Source organism: Peribacillus huizhouensis, from assembly GCF_014138605.1.
Classification (GTDB): Bacteria; Bacillota; Bacilli; order Bacillales; family DSM-1321; genus Peribacillus; species Peribacillus huizhouensis.
Genome location: NZ_JACJHX010000006.1, coordinates 156,514 through 176,552 on the forward strand (window position 1 = coordinate 156,514; position 20,039 = coordinate 176,552).

The 20,039-nt window shown below is 34.6% G+C and carries 19 protein-coding genes; 17 read left to right on the forward strand and 2 right to left on the reverse strand.

The genetic code is table 11. From position 1 onward, the window contains the following. Window positions 1–36 precede the first annotated feature (36 nt). Both fdxA and HNP81_RS11715 read left to right on the forward strand, forming a co-directional pair. Window positions 37–279 (forward strand): 4Fe-4S ferredoxin, encoded by a 243-nt coding sequence (fdxA, locus tag HNP81_RS11710; RefSeq protein WP_028391253.1) that lies wholly within the window; start codon window positions 37–39, stop codon window positions 277–279. A 304-nt stretch (window positions 280–583) separates the two neighbouring features. Further along, window positions 584–922, forward strand: coding sequence for a hypothetical protein (locus HNP81_RS11715; RefSeq protein WP_028391252.1), 339 nt, complete (start codon window positions 584–586; stop codon window positions 920–922). Window positions 923–1,209: 287 nt separating this feature from the next. Here the strand turns inward: HNP81_RS11715 and HNP81_RS11720 are convergent, their stop codons facing one another. After that, window positions 1,210–2,376 (reverse strand): glycoside hydrolase family 18 protein, encoded by a 1,167-nt coding sequence (locus tag HNP81_RS11720; protein WP_182502745.1) that lies wholly within the window; start codon window positions 2,374–2,376, stop codon window positions 1,210–1,212. 743 nt (window positions 2,377–3,119) lie between these two features. Next, complete coding sequence (locus HNP81_RS11725; RefSeq protein WP_028391250.1) at window positions 3,120–4,043, reverse strand: MerR family transcriptional regulator; 924 nt, start codon at window positions 4,041–4,043, stop codon at window positions 3,120–3,122. Window positions 4,044–4,423: 380 nt separating this feature from the next. On the opposite strand from HNP81_RS11725, the gene purT reads away from it, so the two are divergent. The 15 genes from purT to HNP81_RS11800 all read left to right on the forward strand — a co-directional run bounded on the left by purT (window position 4,424) and on the right by HNP81_RS11800 (window position 19,892). Then, window positions 4,424–5,581 carry a phosphoribosylglycinamide formyltransferase 2 gene (gene purT, locus HNP81_RS11730; RefSeq protein ID WP_182502746.1) on the forward strand — a complete coding sequence of 386 codons (1,158 nt, stop codon included), beginning with the start codon at window positions 4,424–4,426 and terminating at the stop codon, window positions 5,579–5,581. A gap of 256 nt (window positions 5,582–5,837) precedes the next feature. Continuing rightward, on the forward strand, window positions 5,838–6,611 hold the full coding sequence (locus HNP81_RS11735; RefSeq protein ID WP_028391248.1) for an amino acid ABC transporter substrate-binding protein: 774 nt from the start codon (window positions 5,838–5,840) through the stop codon (window positions 6,609–6,611). 114 nt (window positions 6,612–6,725) lie between these two features. Next, complete coding sequence (locus HNP81_RS11740; RefSeq protein ID WP_028391247.1) at window positions 6,726–7,382, forward strand: amino acid ABC transporter permease; 657 nt, start codon at window positions 6,726–6,728, stop codon at window positions 7,380–7,382. A 15-nt stretch (window positions 7,383–7,397) separates the two neighbouring features. Continuing rightward, window positions 7,398–8,144, forward strand: a complete 747-nt coding sequence (locus HNP81_RS11745; protein WP_028391246.1) for an amino acid ABC transporter ATP-binding protein — start codon at window positions 7,398–7,400, stop codon at window positions 8,142–8,144. A 399-nt stretch (window positions 8,145–8,543) separates the two neighbouring features. Further along, window positions 8,544–9,239, forward strand: a complete 696-nt coding sequence (locus HNP81_RS11750; RefSeq protein ID WP_028391245.1) for a response regulator transcription factor — start codon at window positions 8,544–8,546, stop codon at window positions 9,237–9,239. Next, the gene (locus tag HNP81_RS11755) at window positions 9,220–11,370 is read left to right on the forward strand and encodes a sensor histidine kinase (protein ID WP_182502747.1); all 2,151 of its coding nucleotides are present in this window, start codon (window positions 9,220–9,222) and stop codon (window positions 11,368–11,370) included. Before HNP81_RS11750 ends, HNP81_RS11755 begins: the two co-directional genes overlap by 20 nt. Before the next feature lie 719 nt (window positions 11,371–12,089). Further along, window positions 12,090–12,977: an FAD synthetase family protein gene (locus HNP81_RS11760; RefSeq protein WP_051404908.1), complete on the forward strand. Its 888-nt coding sequence runs from the start codon at window positions 12,090–12,092 to the stop codon at window positions 12,975–12,977. 31 nt (window positions 12,978–13,008) lie between these two features. Continuing rightward, on the forward strand, window positions 13,009–13,422 hold the full coding sequence (locus HNP81_RS11765) for a EutQ-related cupin domain-containing protein (RefSeq protein WP_028391243.1): 414 nt from the start codon (window positions 13,009–13,011) through the stop codon (window positions 13,420–13,422). A gap of 75 nt (window positions 13,423–13,497) precedes the next feature. Further along, the gene (locus tag HNP81_RS11770; RefSeq protein WP_028391242.1) at window positions 13,498–13,911 is read left to right on the forward strand and encodes a cupin domain-containing protein; all 414 of its coding nucleotides are present in this window, start codon (window positions 13,498–13,500) and stop codon (window positions 13,909–13,911) included. Window positions 13,912–14,009: 98 nt separating this feature from the next. Beyond that, complete coding sequence (locus HNP81_RS11775; RefSeq protein ID WP_028391241.1) at window positions 14,010–14,777, forward strand: hypothetical protein; 768 nt, start codon at window positions 14,010–14,012, stop codon at window positions 14,775–14,777. 91 nt (window positions 14,778–14,868) lie between these two features. Continuing rightward, window positions 14,869–16,089, forward strand: a complete 1,221-nt coding sequence (locus HNP81_RS11780) for an acyl-CoA dehydrogenase family protein (protein ID WP_028391240.1) — start codon at window positions 14,869–14,871, stop codon at window positions 16,087–16,089. A gap of 447 nt (window positions 16,090–16,536) precedes the next feature. Further along, a complete protein-coding gene (locus tag HNP81_RS11785; protein ID WP_028391239.1) occupies window positions 16,537–17,097 on the forward strand; it encodes an NADPH-dependent FMN reductase in 561 nt (186 codons plus the stop codon). A gap of 322 nt (window positions 17,098–17,419) precedes the next feature. After that, on the forward strand, window positions 17,420–18,487 hold the full coding sequence (locus tag HNP81_RS11790; protein ID WP_028391238.1) for an EamA family transporter: 1,068 nt from the start codon (window positions 17,420–17,422) through the stop codon (window positions 18,485–18,487). Continuing rightward, the gene (locus HNP81_RS11795; protein ID WP_034300973.1) at window positions 18,488–18,793 is read left to right on the forward strand and encodes a hypothetical protein; all 306 of its coding nucleotides are present in this window, start codon (window positions 18,488–18,490) and stop codon (window positions 18,791–18,793) included. 583 nt (window positions 18,794–19,376) lie between these two features. After that, a complete protein-coding gene (locus tag HNP81_RS11800) occupies window positions 19,377–19,892 on the forward strand; it encodes a DinB family protein (RefSeq protein ID WP_182502748.1) in 516 nt (171 codons plus the stop codon). The last annotated feature ends 147 nt before the right edge of the window (window positions 19,893–20,039 follow it).

Here is a 20,039-nt window from a genome sequence, read left to right on the forward strand (position 1 = left end):
ACGGAACCAAATACTCAAACTTGGAGGTAATTTAAAATGACATTTGTAATAACTTCACCATGCATAAAAGAGCTTGCAGCGGAATGTGTAGATGTTTGTCCAGTAGATTGTATTTCAAAAGGTGATAACCAATATTTTATTGATCCAGATATATGTATTGATTGTGGTGCTTGTGAACCAGTTTGTCCTGTAAAGGCTATATTTTATGAAGATGAGGTACCTGAAGAAGAAAGTGAATATATTCAAAAAGCCAAATCGTTCTTTGGAACTAAATCATGATAAGTGTATTGTCGCTTAACACCAATCATAAAAAATTGACTATAATTTGAAGGTCGAATAGTAAATATTAATAAGAAAGTAGCTGTTTCGAAAAGTAATATTTTTTCGGATCAGTTTTTTTATATATTTGGTCTGTACCAATTAAACCTTATTCTTTTTATGGTCCAATTAAGATGTTATCCCTTTGTAATAAAACTTATTTGTTATGTAACTTCATGGAAATAAAACTGAAAAGAATCATTGGTAATATTTTAAGAAGTGTTTTTTTTATGGGACATATTGAGTATAGTCGAGGGGGATAAAGATGGAAACACATATAAAAAAAGCTTTAGACGAGTGGAAAGAAGAAATTAGTGAAGAATTAAATGTGATTGAAAAAGAATACGAAGAAGTTAAACGTGAACTTCAAGTTTATTCTTATAAATTCAATATTACTAAACAAGTAGTACAATCTACAATAAATGATGAAATAATTCGAGACATTCGGGATCTTTACCATAAGCCATTTGAACAAAAAGTAAGCCAATTGAAAGAATCAATAAAAGAGCTTGAAGAAAAGAAAAAAGTTTTTCAAATGTTTGTTGATAAAATTGAAAGGGTAAGTGAAAAAGAAGAAGGAAAGCCTTATGTTTCTGTCATATAAGAAACATAATAGGTAACGTGAATTCTACTTATTAACGAAAAATTGATAAAGTACAATTTCAATGAATCACAGACTAAATACGCAACGTTCTTTATCTCCCACTTACGCTTTCTTGATTCCTCTAAGCCTTAAAGTGAGGGGTTACTTGCCGTTAATGCGGAATAAACAGTGTCACTTCATCAGATCATTTAGTTAAGTGTGAAAATGAGCGGTTATTCTGCTCATTTTCACACTTGAGCTTTTTTACATTATTAGAAGAACATTTATTTTGTGCAATTATTTAAGGTTTAATCTGTTCCTCTTTGTGTATCATCTTCTTTAAATACATAACTATCTTCAGCCTGCAATGCTTTGGAAATAACACCCGTCAAACTGTATAATCCTTCTGCGTCATGACCGGCCTCCCAAAGCATCATCCCACCAAATCCATGATCTAGTGCTAACTTTGTTTTCTTTAGAATGGTCTTGGCACCGTTGTAATAATATGTTGTTCCATTCATGTTCACAGTATCATGTTCAGCATTTTCTGTATTATTTTTTATTATTGCCGCGTAGGAAATCTGCTTAATGGAAGGATCTTCTGGCTGTGCATAAAACGGAACACCCAATACTAGTTTTTCTTTTGAAAGATTATGAGAATCAAACAGCCTAGTCCAATAGTTTACGATTTTCTCGTTAAACGGATATGGGGACAAGTTAGCAGCGTTATATCCACCATCCCACTGACCGTCATACGCCATTATATTTACATGGTCGACATATTGGAACATCGATGGTTCATATAGGACATAATTACTTTGAGTACCTGTAACACTATTAATTTTAGCTTGAACTGCAATTGACAATTCTTTGTTTTTATCATGAAGCTTTTCACTTAGTAATTTGATAAAACTAGTTAAATTTTGAGCATCCTCCCATGATCGAGGATGTTCAAAATCAATATCTATGCCATCAAGCTTTTCCCGTTCTACTATACTTATAAGCTCATTGACAAGCTTAGATCTCGATGTTGAATTGGCTATCGCTGACTTAAAATACTCATAGGATTCGCCACCCTGGATATGATACCACCCGCCTACAGCAAGTATAGCTTTTGTATCATGCTCATGTGCTTTTGAAACCATTAGCCGTAAATTATTCAAAGCGGTTTCTCCATTAAGCAAAAGTCCACCATCCTTTGTAGGGTGGGCAAAGGAAAAGATAATATGTGTCAAATTATCGTAATCAACCAGATTGGGATCACGAAAATCCTGAATGTAGCCAATTAATACTTTGTCTTTTGCCGATTCTAACTTTGGCAGTTGCTTAGGGAGAGGCTTTATAAATGATTTGGATGCTTGTTCCATTATTAACCTTTCTTGCTGACTATTCGTAGAAAATAATTTACCTGCAAAAAATCCTCCTGTGAAAGTTATCACCAATATTAGAGGTAGAAGGAATTTAAGATTTTTCATAGATGTATTCCTCCCCATACTTATTCAACATAAGAATTGTATCAATAAAATAGATAAGAAGGGTGTGGTAAAATCAAACATATCATAATATTAAGGAAGAAGGGGAAGTGGGTGTAGATGGGAAAGGAGACGAATCCTAATATAAAAAAACACCTTTTAATCTTTTAAATAATTTAAGCAAAACTATCGCTCACGGAGTGTGAAGATGGAGATTCTAGAACTCAATTTCTATGAGTTTAAAGTATTTCTAGTGATGAAAATGATAAATAATACCGAATTATTGAAGTAGATGTACCTGACTCAAAAAATTGGAGAGCTTACTTAGCCTCAATCTACCAAAAGAATCATGTGTAAAACTCTAGAAATATAATAAACTTTAAACTGTATTAAAGTTAACTCAGGGTTCACATTCAATAGATTTAGCAGATTTTTGATTGATGTAGGAATATTTATTAATGAATTATAGAATGGGATAATGCAGATAAGTTAAATTAAATTCAACATCTCTCATCACCAACAAACAGGAGATGTTTAATCAGTTTGCTACGGTAATAAGTATTAACTATAATAAAATTCTCATTGTGTTCCCAAATTTATTAACATGATACTAATAATAAAGAAATTTGGTATGGATAATAAAATTAGGCTATGTAAACAAATATTGTTGTCAAAAAAACAAATCATGAATTACATAGCCTAAATAAATAATTTCATTCAAATTAAGTAAGATCCTTTGTTTTTTCTCAAGACTTTAACTGCCACCATTTTTTCTTCTTTTCTTTAGCTGCTGCGGCGTCACGATAGGTTGATATCATAACTTTAAACACCTCTTCTATTTTTTTTATTTCACCGGTCGATTGTTTTAAATCGTTAAGTGATTCAATTAAATCATCCTGCCTAGTATCAAATGATTGCGTAATATGTCTTATTTCATCCTTTGTTTCCTGAACTGTGTTAGAGACTTTCTCTAGTACATTTTGATTCTCTATTTCAGTAACTTTAACAGTCAGATCCATTCGCTTCGAAAGCTTTTCGAAAGTAGCTTTCGAATCCTTCACAATGTCAACAGATAGGGCTGCGAATGTTTCAGAGGTACGTTCCGAAGCTTTCATAACCATCTCCGAAATTTCATGAACATCCACTTTTCTTTTATCATCTGATCTCTGAATAGATTTAGAGATTTCATCAACTGTTTGGAAAGAGACGTTTATAAACTCATTTTTGATCTCTTCAATGAGTACATTACGGCTTACGTCCATCTCATTTTTGATTTCTGATAAAAGATTCTCCTTAAATGTTTCCAAAGCGGTATTAAACTCTAACATATTGTCTGTCTGCTGCCCCTTAGATGTCTGAATGGATATCTCTTCTACTGGCGGAATCGTCATTTCGAATGTTTCGGAAGTAGGTTCTGAATCGATTTTCATATGTTTTTTTAATAATGAACGAATCATCCCTTTACTTATATCTTGTTCACGCATCTCTTTTATTTTATTAAGCAGTGTGATCTCTTTCTCTGTATAATATCTTGCACCTTGCTTTGTACGAGGAATAATAAGAAGACCTTGTAAATCCCTTTCCCACTGTCTAATTGTACCTGTTGGAATATTTATTTGCTTAGAAACTTCATTAATTGAATAGGCTCTTAAAATCTGGCTATTGTTCATATCTCCATTCCTTTCTATTTGGAAACTTAAATGGGGTTAATTTAAGTAATATTCTTTATTGAGGTTCACTTTTTCCTGCTACTAGACAAAAGCTTTCAAAAGAAGGGTAGATTCAACAAAAACTGTTATTTTAATGCGAAATTCGTCGTACCAAAAACTGAGTGTTTGCTATTTAATTTAATGAATGATCTTTTTCGTAAATAAGCAAAGAGGGCTCATGTGAAAATAAAAAAGTTTAATGATTATACGGGATTAATGAGTTTTTATGCGGAAAATAACTAGAAATTCTATCTTTTAGTTAAAAAAGACGAATGAATTATATTTATTAGCTGATAAAATTCGTGTATAATTCTTTTGACTAGAAAGTGGGGGGGATTTATATGTATCAATCAAGAAAAATTCTATTATTAGGGTCTGGCGAATTAGGGAAAGAAGTCATTATTGAAGCGCAAAGACTTGGCGTTGAAACAATTGCCGTTGACCGATATGAACACGCTCCTGCAATGCAAGTAGCCGATCGAAGCTACGTAGTTGATATGTTAGATCCACAACAAATTCGAAAGATTGTCGAAACTGAAAAACCAGATTTAATTGTACCGGAAATCGAAGCCATTGCGACATCTGAACTTATTAAATTGGAAAATGAGGGGTATCATGTGATTCCTACAGCACGAGCGACAATGCTTACTATGGATCGCGAAGGAATTCGCCGCTTAGCTGCTGAAACTCTAAATCTTCCCACTGCTAAATATGCATTTGCCGACACATATAAAGAATTTGTACAAGGAGTACAAAAAATTGGATTTCCGTGTGTGATAAAGCCTCTTATGAGTTCTTCAGGTAAAGGACAAAGTATTTGTCGCTCTGTAATAGAATTAGAGACTTGCTGGGAAATTGCACAAAATAACGGAAGGGTACAAAACGGAAGAGTGATTATTGAAGAGTTTATTCAATTTGATTCGGAAATCACCCTTCTGACTGTACGTGCTATAAATGGAACAATGTATTGTGCTCCGATTGGCCATATTCAGAAAGATGGGGACTATATAGAGTCTTGGCAACCACATGAAATGACGGAACAACAAATCCAAGAAGCAAAGAAAATTGCCAAAACAATTACAGATGAGCTTGGAGGATATGGAATTTTTGGGGTAGAACTTTTCCTTTCGGGTGATCATGTCTATTTCAGTGAGGTATCTCCTCGACCACACGATACCGGTTTAGTAACACTTATCACCCAAAATCTATCAGAATTTTCTCTGCACGTTCGTGCTATTTTAGGATACGCAATCCCTGAAATTATTCAGAATACTTCAGGTGCCAGCCGTCCTTTAAAAGTAGAAGAAGAATTAGATAATTACAAAATTGGCGGATTAGAAGAGGCACTAACTGTACCTAACACAGAGGTTCGGGTATTCGGAAAACCTGTAACAACCGTTGGGCGTAGAGTTGCAGTGGTCTTAGCTGCTTCTGATAGCACGAGTAAAGCGCGTGAAAATGCGAAACATGCCTTAGATAAATTGAATATCCAAAAATAATTTTAGAAAGAACATAGGAAAACGTGCTATATAGAAAAGCAAGGGAATAATGGAGTGTTTAGATTTAACTGCTTCAATGATTAATTAATCGCTGAAGCAGTTATTATGAACAGACACTTTAGTGTGCTAATACACTAAAAAATTCGTTGACATTCGTTTAAATTTTGTGTTAACTTTATCTTATAATAATTTATCACTCTAATATTTTAATGAATTAAAGTATGTCGAATATTACTTAGTCAAAGGTGGTTTTTCAATGAAACGGATCGTAACTATTATTCTAGCTATCACAGCGGTATTCTCTCTACTTACAGCATGCTCCAAATCAGCAGAAAAAGAAGATAACACGCTAGTAATTGGGATCGATGATAAATTTGCTCCAATGGGATTCCGAGATAAAAATAATGATATTACTGGTTTTGATATTGACTATGCTAAAGCTGCTGTTGAAAAAATGGGAGCAACGCCTAAATTTCAACCAATCGACTGGAAAACAAAAGAATCTGAACTAAGCAGTGGAAGGATTGACCTCATTTGGAATGGATATACAATTACAGATGAACGTAAAGAGAAGGTACTTTTTACAAAGCCTTATTTAAAAAATGCACAAGTAGTTGTAACCCTGGCTAATTCAAATATTACTAAACTAGATGATTTAGCAGACAAAGTCGTTGGCCTTCAGTCTCTTTCTTCCGCAGCCGATGCCTTGAATGATAATCCAATCAAATCTAAGATCAAGACAATTACGGAGTTCGCCGACAATGTATTGGCTCTGAGTGATTTAAAGACTGGTCGTTTGGATGCGGTGGTCATTGATGAAGTGGTCATTAATTATTATATGTCTAAAGAGGAAGGTACATTTAAGATTCTCGATGAATCTCTTGCACCGGAAGAATATGGAGTAGGGGTAAAAAAGGGGAATGAAGCACTCTTAGAAAAGCTTCAAAAAGCACTTGATGAGATGAATCAAGACGGCACTGCTGCAAAAATCTCACAAAAGTGGTTTGGCGAAGATAAAGTATTAAAATAAGTTGAACAAATCGGGGATTTACATGCTGTAATAATGGGATAAACATAGCGAACAAATATGAGGCAAACAGGATTTCCTTAGGAAACCCTGTTTTGTTTTTGGAGGATTTATTTTATGGCAGATTATATCAATACAATGATTAAACCGATGCTAGAAGGAGCTCAGATTACGATTCTCTTGTTTTTAATTGCTATACTAGCATCGATTCCGTTGGGCTTCTTATTAACTCTAGCGGCAAAAAGCAGGATTAAGCCCATATCTTGGCTTGCTCAAACTTACATATATTTAATGCGTGGCACACCCTTATTGTTGCAGCTTCTATTTATATGCTTTGGACTACCATTGCTGCCAATAATCGGTGATTATTTAGTTCTAGATCGCTTTGTAGCGGCTTGTTTAGGCTTTATTTTGAATTATGCAGCCTATTTTGCGGAAATTTTCCGCGGTGGACTTCTAGCAATTGATAAAGGTCAATACGAAGCTTCCCAAGTGCTCGGGTTAAATAAATGGCAGACCATGACTCGAATTATACTACCTCAAATGTTTCGCATTGCACTTCCTGCGGTTTCTAACGAATCTGTTACTTTGGTTAAAGATACCGCATTGCTTTATGCTGTTGCCGTACCAGAATTACTACACTTTGCTCAAACAGCGGTGAACCGTGACTTTACGATTGTGCCTTTCTTCATAGCTGGTATCATTTATCTAATCATAACGCTTTTATTAACTATACTCTTTAAATGGCTAGAAAAAAGGTTCAAATTTGAATAAGAAGGAGTCGTGAATATGTCTATCATTGAAGTTTCCAACCTCAAAAAATCATATGGCGATTTAGAAGTACTAAAACAAATTACATTCGATGTAAATAAAAACGACGTGGTTGCCGTGATAGGACCTTCTGGATCTGGGAAAAGCACAATGCTCCGTAGTCTGGTCCATCTTGAAGAAATAAACAGCGGTAGTATCTGTGTATCTGGTGATTATTTAGTAAAGGATGGCGTGTATTCGAAATCACAGGAAATCAAGAAGATCACCTCCAAAATGGGTATGGTCTTTCAACATTTTAATCTTTTCCCACACATGACGGTCAAAGAAAATTTAGAAGTCGCCCCTAGAATGTTAAAAAAACAGCCGGCTCATTTGATCCAGCAACAAAGTGCAGACCTTCTGGAGAAAGTTGGGTTATCAGATCGGGCGACAGCGTACCCAGCAAATCTCTCAGGTGGTCAAAAACAAAGAGTCGCGATTGCCCGAGCTCTTATGATGAACCCTGATATTCTACTGTTTGATGAACCAACTTCCGCTTTAGATCCGGAATTGACAGGGGAAGTACTTCAAGTAATGAAGCACCTAGCTGAAGAGCACATGACGATGATTGTGGTTACCCACGAAATGGGGTTCGCGAAAGAAGTAGCCAACCGAGCGATATTTATGGATAACGGGGAAATTATCGAATCTGGTCACCCAGACAATTTGTTTACAAATCCTCAGTACGACCGAACGAAAGCTTTCTTAAATCGTAGTTTGAAATAATGGCGTAACTTTATCAACTAACTTTGCTATTATTGAAATTTTAGTAAAATCAACAATCGATACGTTTGTGATTAGATGAATAAAATGAATAATACATTCTTAAGAAAAGCAGAATCTCTCCAATGGAGAAATTCTGCTTTTTTATTTAATATTGCCTATAAAACGTTTTTTTCGTGATAAATTAATAGTGTGTTATGTTAAAATATATAAATAAAGGAAAATGATAGATTCTATTTTGTGTACTACATTAAAAGGAAAGGTACATTGAATTAACTTATAAAACATAGTTTTCTTTAAAAATGATTGAAAGCGCTTTTATTTTTTGGTAATCTTTATTAAAAGTGTGTAGAGTGAAAATTCAGATAATACAAAAAATTATATAGCTGGAGGTCATCATACTTGGATGAAATATTAATTGTTGAAGACGATGCTGATATTCAGAAGATTTTATCGATGAATTTATCTCTTGAAGGGTTTGCCTATACGATTGCTTCAACTGGCATGGACGCAATAAAAAAGGTACGGGAAAAAACACCGGATCTTATTCTTTTGGATATACAATTACCCGATATGAATGGAATTGATCTATGTCAGCAACTGAGAGAAATGACAGCCGTACCCATCCTGTATGTAACCTGTAATAATGAAGATAAGGAAAAAATTCTAGCTTTTGCATGTGGGGGTGATGATTATATTGAAAAACCCTTCAACTCAAGAGTTCTAATCGCCCGCATCAAAGCCCACTTAAGACGAAATTCTATTAATCACAATCAAAGCACATTAAAAAAACAAATCACTTTTGATGATATCGTCATCGATCTAACAGCTCGAGAAGTTAAGCGAAACGGCCAAGTGATTGAATTAACAGCAAAGGAATTTGAATTACTTACTTTTTTTGCTAAACATCCAAATCAAGTATTTTCAGCAGAACAGCTTTTAAATCAAATATGGGGATATGACTCATTTAGTGAGAAAAGTACGATAATCGTTCATATTTCAAACTTGAGAAAAAAGATTGAGGATTATCCAGTAAACCCATCCTACATCATTACAATGAGGGGAGTCGGCTACAAGTTTGTTCAAACGTCTATTTAAGATTAAAAAATCTTACTATTTTAAAATATTAGCATTTACAACAATGATCTCTTTTATTCCCTTTGTCATGATTGCTACATACAGTATGTATCAAGGGAGCAATCTATCCAATCAAATAATGAAAGATCAAATTGCCAATACAAAAAAAGAAGTTTTATCGCAAAAACTGTTGTATTTACAAAAAGAAACTCAAAATTTGAATACAGATTTGCACAATCTAGAAAACACATTAAGATTAATTCAAAAACAAGCTGAAACCATATATAGTCGGCCTAACTTAACTCTTTCAAATGAATTACATGTAAAAAAAGGGAAAGAAGGTTACTTGTGGGAAACGTTTGACATTAAACATGAAAAAACAAATATTTTTATTAGTTCAATATCTAGTAATGTGGCTAATAAAACTATAAATGATTTAAAAATAGCAAAGCAACTTGAACCATTGTTCGTTCAAACGATGAAAAATGAAACGATGATCAATGCCGTTTATTTATCGTTACCAAGTTCTGCTTGGCTGTATTACCCATTTCTAGACGTAGAGGAAGCCATTTCTTCGAAAAAATTTGCACCTAATCTACGTTTTCAAGATTATGAATTTTATACAGTTGCTTTAAATCCACAACGGAAAGTGGAATGGACGAAACCATATATATGGTCGGCAAAACCGATGGGTGATGTAACGAAAGAGGATTGGCTTATTTCTGCTGGAGCACCTGTTTATTTGACAACGGGCGAATTCAAAGGGATGGTAGGACTAGATGTCCCTATTGAAAACATTACAAACAAATTAATGGACGTTAAATTCAGTGAACCAAACGCCTTTGCCTTTTTAATCGATGATAAAGGAAATTTTATCTCGGGACAAACAAAAGCCGAAAAAATTCAAGAGAACTCATCTATAATGAATAGCGCTATAAAAAATAAAGAAGGCATATTGCCAATAACCTATTCCAATTCAGAAGCTTATCTTTTATCTTCATCATTAAATAACGGATGGCGTCTCAACTTTATCATTTCAGAGTCCGATATTGTTGGACCGATTGTAAAAAGTACAAAGGCGCAAACAAACAAGCATATGCTTCTTTTTTTATCACATCTATTAGTATTTTTACTTTTTGGAATTATTGTTCTGCTGTATATGACTTATCGTTTTTCACGAACGATTACTCAACCAATTGATCAGTTAACTGATGCATTAAGAGAAAGCGCTGCCGGAAATTTTGTCAAAGAACTTCAAATTGAGCAAGAAGATGAAATTGGCAACTTGGCGGTAGCATTTAATTTTATGAATCAAAAAATCCAAGAGTTAATTGGGGAATTAAACTTAAAAGCCCATCAACTTGAAGATAAAGTGCTAGAGCGGACGAAAGAGTTGGAAAGTGCCAATGAACGGTTAGTTAACACAAACCAACAACTTCAAGAATCGGAGAAACGGAGAAAAGAATTTATGTCACAGATTTCTCACGATTTAAAAACGCCATTAACGTCCGTAAGAGAATACACAGAAATCTTAGTTAATCATCAGTCACTTCCTGAAACCCAGAAAAAGGAAATAATGAATTCCATATTATTACGCAGTAACCATATAATCCAATTAATTAATGACTTATTTGAAATGAATACGGATGATGATGGAGATTACGTAAAAGAAGTTATTCCATTTGATTTTTTAATCGAACAATCATTAAACATAATTGCCATCCGATCAGAAGGCTCCGAAATAGAAATTACTAAAAACTATAAAAAAGACTCATTGTTCATTTTTGTTGATCCTAAGAAAATGAATCGCGTTTTTATTAACATTTTAGAAAATGCCATTAAGTATTCAAAATCAAATAATGGTGAGAAAATAAAAATAGATATTTTCGCCTATCAACAAAATAAAAACCTGATCATAAAGTTCCAAGATTATGGTATAGGTATCTCGCAAAAAAATAAAGAAAAAATATTTCTTCCATTCTTTAGAGAAAAAAGGACCAGAACCGAAAAAATTCAAGGGAATGGATTAGGACTGTCTATTGTTCAAAAAATTATTGCTGCACATGATGGACATATTTTAGTAGAAAGTAAAGTAAGTGTAGGTACAACGATTACGATTATGTTGCCGTCCGTTGAAACATTAGACATCTAAACACAAAAGATGCCGTTGTTTTATTTCATACTTGGCGATATCTCGTATTGGAGGAAATTTTGAAGCTCAATGGTAACTTCATACTGACATATATAATACATATGAATATGTAATATGTTTCAAAGCTAGAAGGTGTCCCGAAAAGCTCACTTAACATATATTATTATCGTTTATTGGCAGTAGCTATCATAATAAACGGTTTGATAGTATGTGAAGTTTGACTTTTTGGGCTCCTTCTTTTTTTATTTCATCCATCGACAGAAACCTGTTAAATAAGTGAAAAATAAGTGGAATTTTATTTATTTTTGGAATTTATTGAAAATTTATCGTTAGTTTAGATTGACTTTAGGATAACTTTATAAATAAATAATATGATACATATATAGAAAAACATACGAACCAAGAAGTATGACACAGCTAGAATAAATCAAATGATAGTATGTATTTCTTGTAGTACGATCACTTGTATTGAAAGTGATGAAAGCGTTGTCAGATTTAGACAACATGATCGCACCGTAGAAGCATAAGAACAAATCTTGTATACAACGATGAACTATTCATTGTACATAAGACAACATGATGCCTAAGCAGTTGAACGATTCAATTAAAAACCGAGTACAAAGTTATACTTGATGGTAAAAGCGATGGAGCTATTTATTGTTAGCAATTCGTCTGAATTACCCATCAATTCTATAATTTAACGGTTAGGAGGCGGATATGTGGATGTCATTTATGTAAATAAAAGCAACCGACATTTGTTTCTTTCAGAAAGCGAACCAAGTGTGATTGCTTTAGGATTTTTTGATGGAGTTCATCTAGGTCATCGACAAGTCATCAACGAAGCTATAAGAATTGCTGATGAAAAGAAGCTGCAACTTGCATGTATGAGCTTTTTCCCCCACCCCAAAGAAGTACTTAAACGAGATAAGAAAAAAATTCAATATTTAATGCCGATGAATACTAAACAACGAATTTTAAAAAAATTAGGTGTTCAAAAGTTTTACATCGTGCAATTCGATCAAGATTTTGCTTCCTTAACTCCAAAGCAATTTGTCCAGAAATATCTCTTAGAATTTGGAGTAAAATATGCAGTTGCTGGATTTGACTTTACGTATGGACAATTTGGCGAGGGGAATATGGATCGCATAAAAACCGATTCTAATAACAGTATTGAAGGAGTTAAAGTAAACAAAGTCGATATTAATGGCGAAAAGATAAGTTCTACTCTAATTAGAAAATTAATTTCTACTGGAAAAATGGACATCGTTCACCGTTATTTAGGCGAGCATTATCAAATAAAGGGTCAGGTTTATTCAAATACAAAAACTGTTGAAGTAGTACCGAGCCCTTATTATTTACTTCCTCCCCCAGGAGTATATGAAGTAACTGTTTCTAAAGGGAATGAATCAGACGACCAAGTTGTATTAATCACACAAGATGCTACTAAAATCATTTTTCCTGCTCATAACAAGCGAATATTAGTGAACCAAGAAGAGATTCATATCAGTTGGAAGAAACGTCTGTCACCTGGATTGTTCACGATTTTGGAAAAGCAACCTAAGCATAACGTAATGAATAAACCGGTTTTTACTTCCGGGCTATTATAAAACAAAAATTAAAAATAATGGAGGTACAAAAATGAGTACAGAAACTACATGGTTAGATGAATTGACGTATTTAAACGATAAGCCAGGTGTAAAACTTATTAAAGCAGGAACATATAAAAAGAAGGAATTAAATACAATTCTTGGTATTCCTAATCTTGACAGTCAAATTATTGATGTTCCAGTTTGTACAGATAAACATGCGTTACAAATGGGATATTTCTCAATGCAAAATTCTGAGGATTTCGAATTCACTTATACATTTTTAGAAATCAAAATCGTCTATAGAGGACAAATCATCGTTCGTGACGATCAAGGGAAAAAGTATATCGCTAATGAAGGTGATGTATTCGTATTCAGTCCGACTACAACCGTTATATTTGACGGTGAAAGCGACGGTGACGCTTTCTATACAGCCCATCGTCAGCCTGAATCTTCTTTTATGTAATCTTTAAAAATAGTGAGCTATGAAATTAGATTAAATAATAATAAAAGAAAAAAATCCTGATAGGAGTGGATATATATGAGTCAATCAATAACAGAAGCAAAAAACTATGATTATTTAAGTAAAGCACCTGGTTTCCAAATTATTAAAGCAGGCACATACCAAAAGAAAGAATTAAATGGATTGCTAGGAATCCCAGCACTAAAAAGCCAAATCATTGATGTTCCAGTTACATCAAAGGAAAATGCCATTTCAATGGGATACTTCGATATGCAACCAGGGGAAGAATTTGAATTTGTGTATGAATTTTTAGAAGTAAAATTCGTCATTAAAGGTCAGTTTGTCTTACGTGATCAGCAAGGACAAAAACATGTAGCAAAAGCAGGAGATGTCATCATCTTCACGCCTAATGTTCCAGTCATTTTTGACGCAGAAAGCGATGGAGAAGCTTTCTATACAGCCCATCGTATACCTGAACCATCATTTTTGTAAATCTTGCTTGTACGTATAAATAAATAAATAACAAGAATGACCCCGGCTGAGTTTAATTTATTCTAATTTTCCGCAATAGAAAAAAGGGGGATCTAGCAATGCATACAGTCAATGCCATGAGCTATCAGGACTTTGACTTTGAATTAGAAGGAAAGAACGTTCTGTTAGAAGATATTTTCCCAAATTTCAATGAATTCGACCGTATTGGAGTGGTCGTAAGAGAAACAGGTGGAGGTACTGGTGCAAGTAGTTTACTAATGTCGGCACTTACAAGATTTTATGATTTTTTTCGACCTAATCTTGGTGTTGAGCCTGGGCAACAGTTTATTTATCCCGAGTTCTTTATCTTCCATGTAGGGAAGCAGCATATGACCCATTATTGGATGGATATTTGGCCGCCGCATAAAGAGATTGTCGTTGAGGATGACCCTGAACAAATTTTAGAAGCGATTAATGACCGCGGCATTACACGGTTGCTCGTGGAAGACATTACGCCTATCCAACCTATTTTTTTAAAAGAAACATTAAATAGTGCGAAACATCGAATTGTTAGCGCATTGGCTTATTCTCCGACAGGTCGTGTTGAAAATAGCGATGTCCAGATCACCAGTTGTGAAGCTGCAGAAAAAAATGTACTTGACACTATCAAAATTTCAGAAGACCTTACGATTGAAGAAAAGGCGCTATTACTAGAACGAAGGAACTCTCTTAAAACGAATGGGCGTGTAACTGAAACATATCGCCGCATCGAAGTATCCAATGCTTTGAACATGCTTACTCAAAATACTGAACCGGGACCTACTACCCGAAGCTATTTTAAAATGCTTGAAATGGAAGATGAGATTACGAAAGACAAAGTCATTTAATTGAAACTATACCTATATTAATAGGATATCAATATTAAATCATATAGATATCCTATTAATTTAAATAAAAATTGCTGAGGAGTGAAGAATCATGTCAGTTTCTAACACAGTATTAAATGAAGGTATTATGCAAGTTCCAAGCTGGTGGACTTGCCCTCCAGGTTATGAAGAATTACAAGCGAAGGCACACGCACTTGGAAAAAGTGAGTTGCTAGAAAGAGCCTCTATTTCTGATCAGCAAGGCATCTATCCGCGTGAGAGTTTAGGTAAAATTGCTGAAGCAGGATTTGGCGCTGTTACCCTTCCGAAAGAATATGGCGGACTTGGAGCTGGACTTACTGGATTTGCCGTATTAGCTGAAAGTTTTGCTCAATATTGTGCATCTTCAACGATGTGCTGGGTAATGCATACAACTGCACTTCAAACACTATTTTCAGCTGGTAACGAAGAACAGCGTCAGCGTTTTATTCCTGATGTTCTTCGTGGAAAAATCGGCGGGTTAGCATTTAGTGAACCAGCAACTGGTAGTCACTTTTGGAATGTTGTGAGTACAGCTCCCCGTCTTGGAAATGGCTACTCATTGAATGCTGATAAATCGTTTGTTACAAGTGCTGGAGAAGCTGATTGGTATATCGTGGCAACGACGTATCCAGAAAGTACAGAATCCGATAAGTTAATGTATTTACTTGTAGAAAATGGACAAGAGGGGATCACCCAATTTCCGTTCTCCGCAATGGGACTTCGTGGGAATTCAAGTGGACCAATGAAATTTAGAGATGTATATGTCCCTGCAGAAAACCGTATAGGTAGTGAAGGCGGGATGAATTATCACAATGATAATACAATCGATCCACTATTTTTATTAGGCACAGCCGCTTGTTGGACTGGTATTGCACAAGGTGCTCTAAACGCAGCAATTAATGGTGCGAAGAAAAAGGTTCATGCTGATACAGGTAAATCAGTTGCTAGTTATCAAGTCATTCGTCATGAATTAGCGAAAGCTCAAATTATGGTAGACAGTGCAAGAAGTATGCTTTATCGAACAGCTGAAAATCTAGACAGAGCTGCTGCAAATGGAACGCCGCTTGGAGAATTGCTATACCCAATTTGGGAATTAAAAACACATGCAGCTGATATCGTTATTCAAGTAACAAACCAAGCGCTACAAGTTTCCGGCGGAAGAGGATATTTGACAGGTCAAGTAGAAAAATATTTACGTGATGGTCGCGCTGGCGCAATTATGGGACCTACAAATGAAATTTTACGTGAGTGGATTGGCAATACATTAATCGATGTTCCATGGTTTGAGTAAATTATAGAAGATATTAAATTTCTATTTATATACCAGAGCCAAAACAAAGTGGTTTGGTTCTGGTATATACCTCTATTGAAAGGGTATGGCACATTTCATCCTAAAATAATTAACATCTTCACGGTGAAAAGGGCACTGGGATTCCGTAAGTTTATCTTATTTGGAGTGGTACTTCATTTATTTGTTATAGGGGCACACTTAATAAATCCTATATGGACTCCCTTCAATAATAGGAGAAAGGAAGCAACCCCTCTTCTATGATGTTATTATGAGTCAAATACTTTCGAATGAAATTTTCTGAATATTGCGTCATTTCACCTTTTGAATAACCAAAAAATATCTAGAACATTTAGTTATAAAAGTCGAAAGATGGTACAAGTAAATCCTTGTTTCCTCAAACTCGGCATATGCCAACAAGATTTTATTAGTATAAGGAGGATATTTAGCATGAAGTTACTAGGGATATCAGGAACAATTACTGGATCGAAACCACGGGTTGTCGTTCAACAAGTATTAGACGAAGTGAAGAGAAACAACCCGGAAATTGAAGTAGAATTACTTGATTTGAAGGATTATAATATTCAGTTCTGTGATGGCCGTAATCCGTCAACTTATACGGGGGATACGAAGAAAGTGATCGATATTGTTTCCACAGCAGATTTTTATATTATTGGTACTCCAATTTTCCAAGGTTCTATTACTGGGGCTCTAAAAAACTTATTTGACTTAATTCATCCAAAAGATTTACGCAATAAAGTTATGGGGTTTATTGCTACTGGGGGAACATATCAACACTATTTAGTCATTGAAAATCAACTGAAACCAATTGCAGGATATTTCCGTGCATTTGTTGCACCAGGATTTGTTTATGCTCATAATGATCATTTTAGTCCTCAAAATGAACTAGTTGATAAAGAAGTATTAGAACGGGTGACCGCTTTAAGTGAAGAAGTCGTGCTTATGCAGAAAGCACTAAAAGCTTCAAAGAGCGCTATTCAATTTAATTGAATGGCAAATTGAGGTGATCGTTCATTAAACGAAGCATTAATGAAAAAAAGAATGAACAACGTGTAGAATAACCTCTTTTTTCTAAGAATTCAACTAGGGAAAAGAGAGTTTTTCTTTTTAGAAACATTAACTATTTAGGAATAGCCGAAACAATGATTTTCTTGATTATTAAAGTGTTAAATGTGCAATTCTTCTCGACTGAACTTAGCCTATGGAAGTTGTTGAATATACGTATAGTTTCTTAGATGATAACGGTAATGAATTTCAGCGAACATTAGGATATGAAAATGAAGCTGTAATCATTACATTAGGAGGGGCAATTATGAGTTTAGTGGATATTGCTAGAACTAAACACAAAGAGAAGACAGTACGTTTGGGCTTTATGTGGGCTTTATGGGCAGCCATATTGTGGGGAGCATGGTATGTACCTGGATCAGCGATTTGGTATGAGTTTCCTTTCGTTTCCATGCCTTTTCATACAAATTCTGAATATGTGACAGCGGCAGCCGTAATAGCCGGTTTAAATGCAATCGCTGTATTATTGTTTATGTTTGTGTGGACAGGCGTTTTAGGTAAATGGAAAGATTACGGACGGACGATTGTTCAGTTTAAAAAAGTGACGAAATGGTATTTTGTAGCCGCAATTTTCGGCGGACCAATGGCTATTTTCGGAAGTTTTTTAGCAATCGGCTTTATAGGCGGTGTTTTTGCCGCAGTGGCAGCATTAATGTATCCCATAGTAGGATCAATATTAGCGTACAAATGGTACGGTGAAAAGATAACTCGTAGGGCTGCTATCGGGATCGCAATGATTATTATCGGTGGGATCGTCGTATTTGCACCCGGTATTTTAGGTGAGCTCAAGGACAGCTCTGGCGCTTGGTTAGGATACTTGGGTGGATTAATGGCTGCCGTTGGCTGGGGAATTGAAGGTGCCATTGCTGGACGGGCACTGGATGTTACAGATCCTGATATTGGGTTAACTCTTAGGTTCACGGGTGAAGTTTTCTGGTGGGTAGCTGTAATCTTTCCGCTGTTTATCCTATTTGGAGATGTACCTATTGTACCAATGATTGCGCAAACAATGACATTGTTACCGGTAACTTGGCTACTTTTAGCTGGAATTACATTTGGTTTTTGCTACGTGTCATGGTACAAGTCTTTCCCATTGATTGGTGTTGGAAGAGGTCAAGCAATCGGGGACTTATATGGAATCTTCGCCATCATTTTTATAAGTATCTTCACACTTACTCCGCCAGAATGGAATTTCGTTTTGGGAGCTTTGGTTGTAATTATCGGCGGATTTGTTATGTTTACTGAAAAGAGGGACGTCCTAGATGTTATCCGTTCTGTGCCTTCAGACAATAAAGAAAAAGAGGAGGCAATGTAAATGCCTAAAATTCATATAAAAGGTAGGATTCTACAAATAATCCGCGAGCACACCAAGGAAAGACCCGATAAAGGAATATGGGATTATGAAATTGCAAAGCAAATTCTTAAAGAGTATGGGTTGGCAGGAGCATATGCCTTAGGTAATGTTCGAGTAACATTAACTGATTTATTTTCAGGGGCGCTTATAGAAACCATTGATGAAAAGATAGACAAAGGTGAGCACTTTAGTGAAGGTAAGTTATTATTTAAATATTCACTTACTAGTTTCGGTGAAGACAGGATGCGTGATACAGGGATTATTTAACTAACAAAGGAGTGAATGATATGCCTGAAATGAGCGAGTTTTGGGGATTTAGCTTAGCACCATATATTTCAATCGTTGGAATTACTATCTTAGCACTATTTTGCCTGTTTATAGCTAGAACATATGTAAAGAAATTATAAGAAGTTTGAATAATTGTACAAATAGATAATAATAGGAAAAATAATATGAAATTCTAAAACGAGTGTGTCGCAAAAGTAAAGGGGTCAGACTATACAACATAATATCTAGTATTATTCGCTTTTTATTAATCTAGATATTATGTTGTATATGAGAGTTCCTCTTTTCTTATGGGACATCCTCGTTTTGCTTTTTTTATGGCTGTTTTCTAAAAGATTGTTGTTTTTTAAAGTGCAATTCCTGACTTCTTATATTTTCTGTTAAAATAAGGATATATCTAACACGAAATCGAGTAGAGAATAGGGTGTAAATATATAATAAAGTCAAGATGTTTCTCTTTAAATATATTTATCTAGGGCAATTTTTTTATTCAACTAAACTTATAATATGAAAGAAAACAGAATAGGAATCAAAGTACGCATTTTCTGGTAAAGGGGGAAATCTCATGAATAAATTTGTAAATGATAATCTTTATGAAACGAGAAATAACCTAGTAAAGGAAATTGTTTTATTAAGTGATGATCAACTTAATAGTAAACCTGATATGAATATGTGGAGTATAGCACAAGTTTGCCATCACTTGGTTTTAGTGGAAGAGGCTTCTATAAAGGCTATTGCATGGGGTTTAAAAGAAAGTGATCGTACTCAAAAAGAACGTAAAAATATACACTTTATATTATTGGATAGAACGAAAAAGATTAAAGCTCCAAAAATAGTTGAACCAGATGTAGAATCATTTGAAGTTCCGCAAATAATTGATTTGTTAAACGATTCGAGAAAAAAATTGATGGCTTTTCTTAGTACTATAGAAGATAAATCCATATTGGAGGAAAAATCAGTGAAGCATCCTTCTTTAGGTGAATTACCTCTTGATCAATGGATTGAACAGATATATTTGCATGAACAGCGACACATAGAACAAATAATAGAGATAAAATTACTTTTAGATGTAAAGCACTAAACTTAGGGGGATAAACGATTCTTGTGATCAAACTTTTTTATAAAAATCTAAAACTTAGCTAAAGTAAGTAACGCCAATTTGACCAATTTTTATTCAAATTGGAGATATTTACGTTTGCCGTTAAATAAGGAATGAAGGGAACTTTTT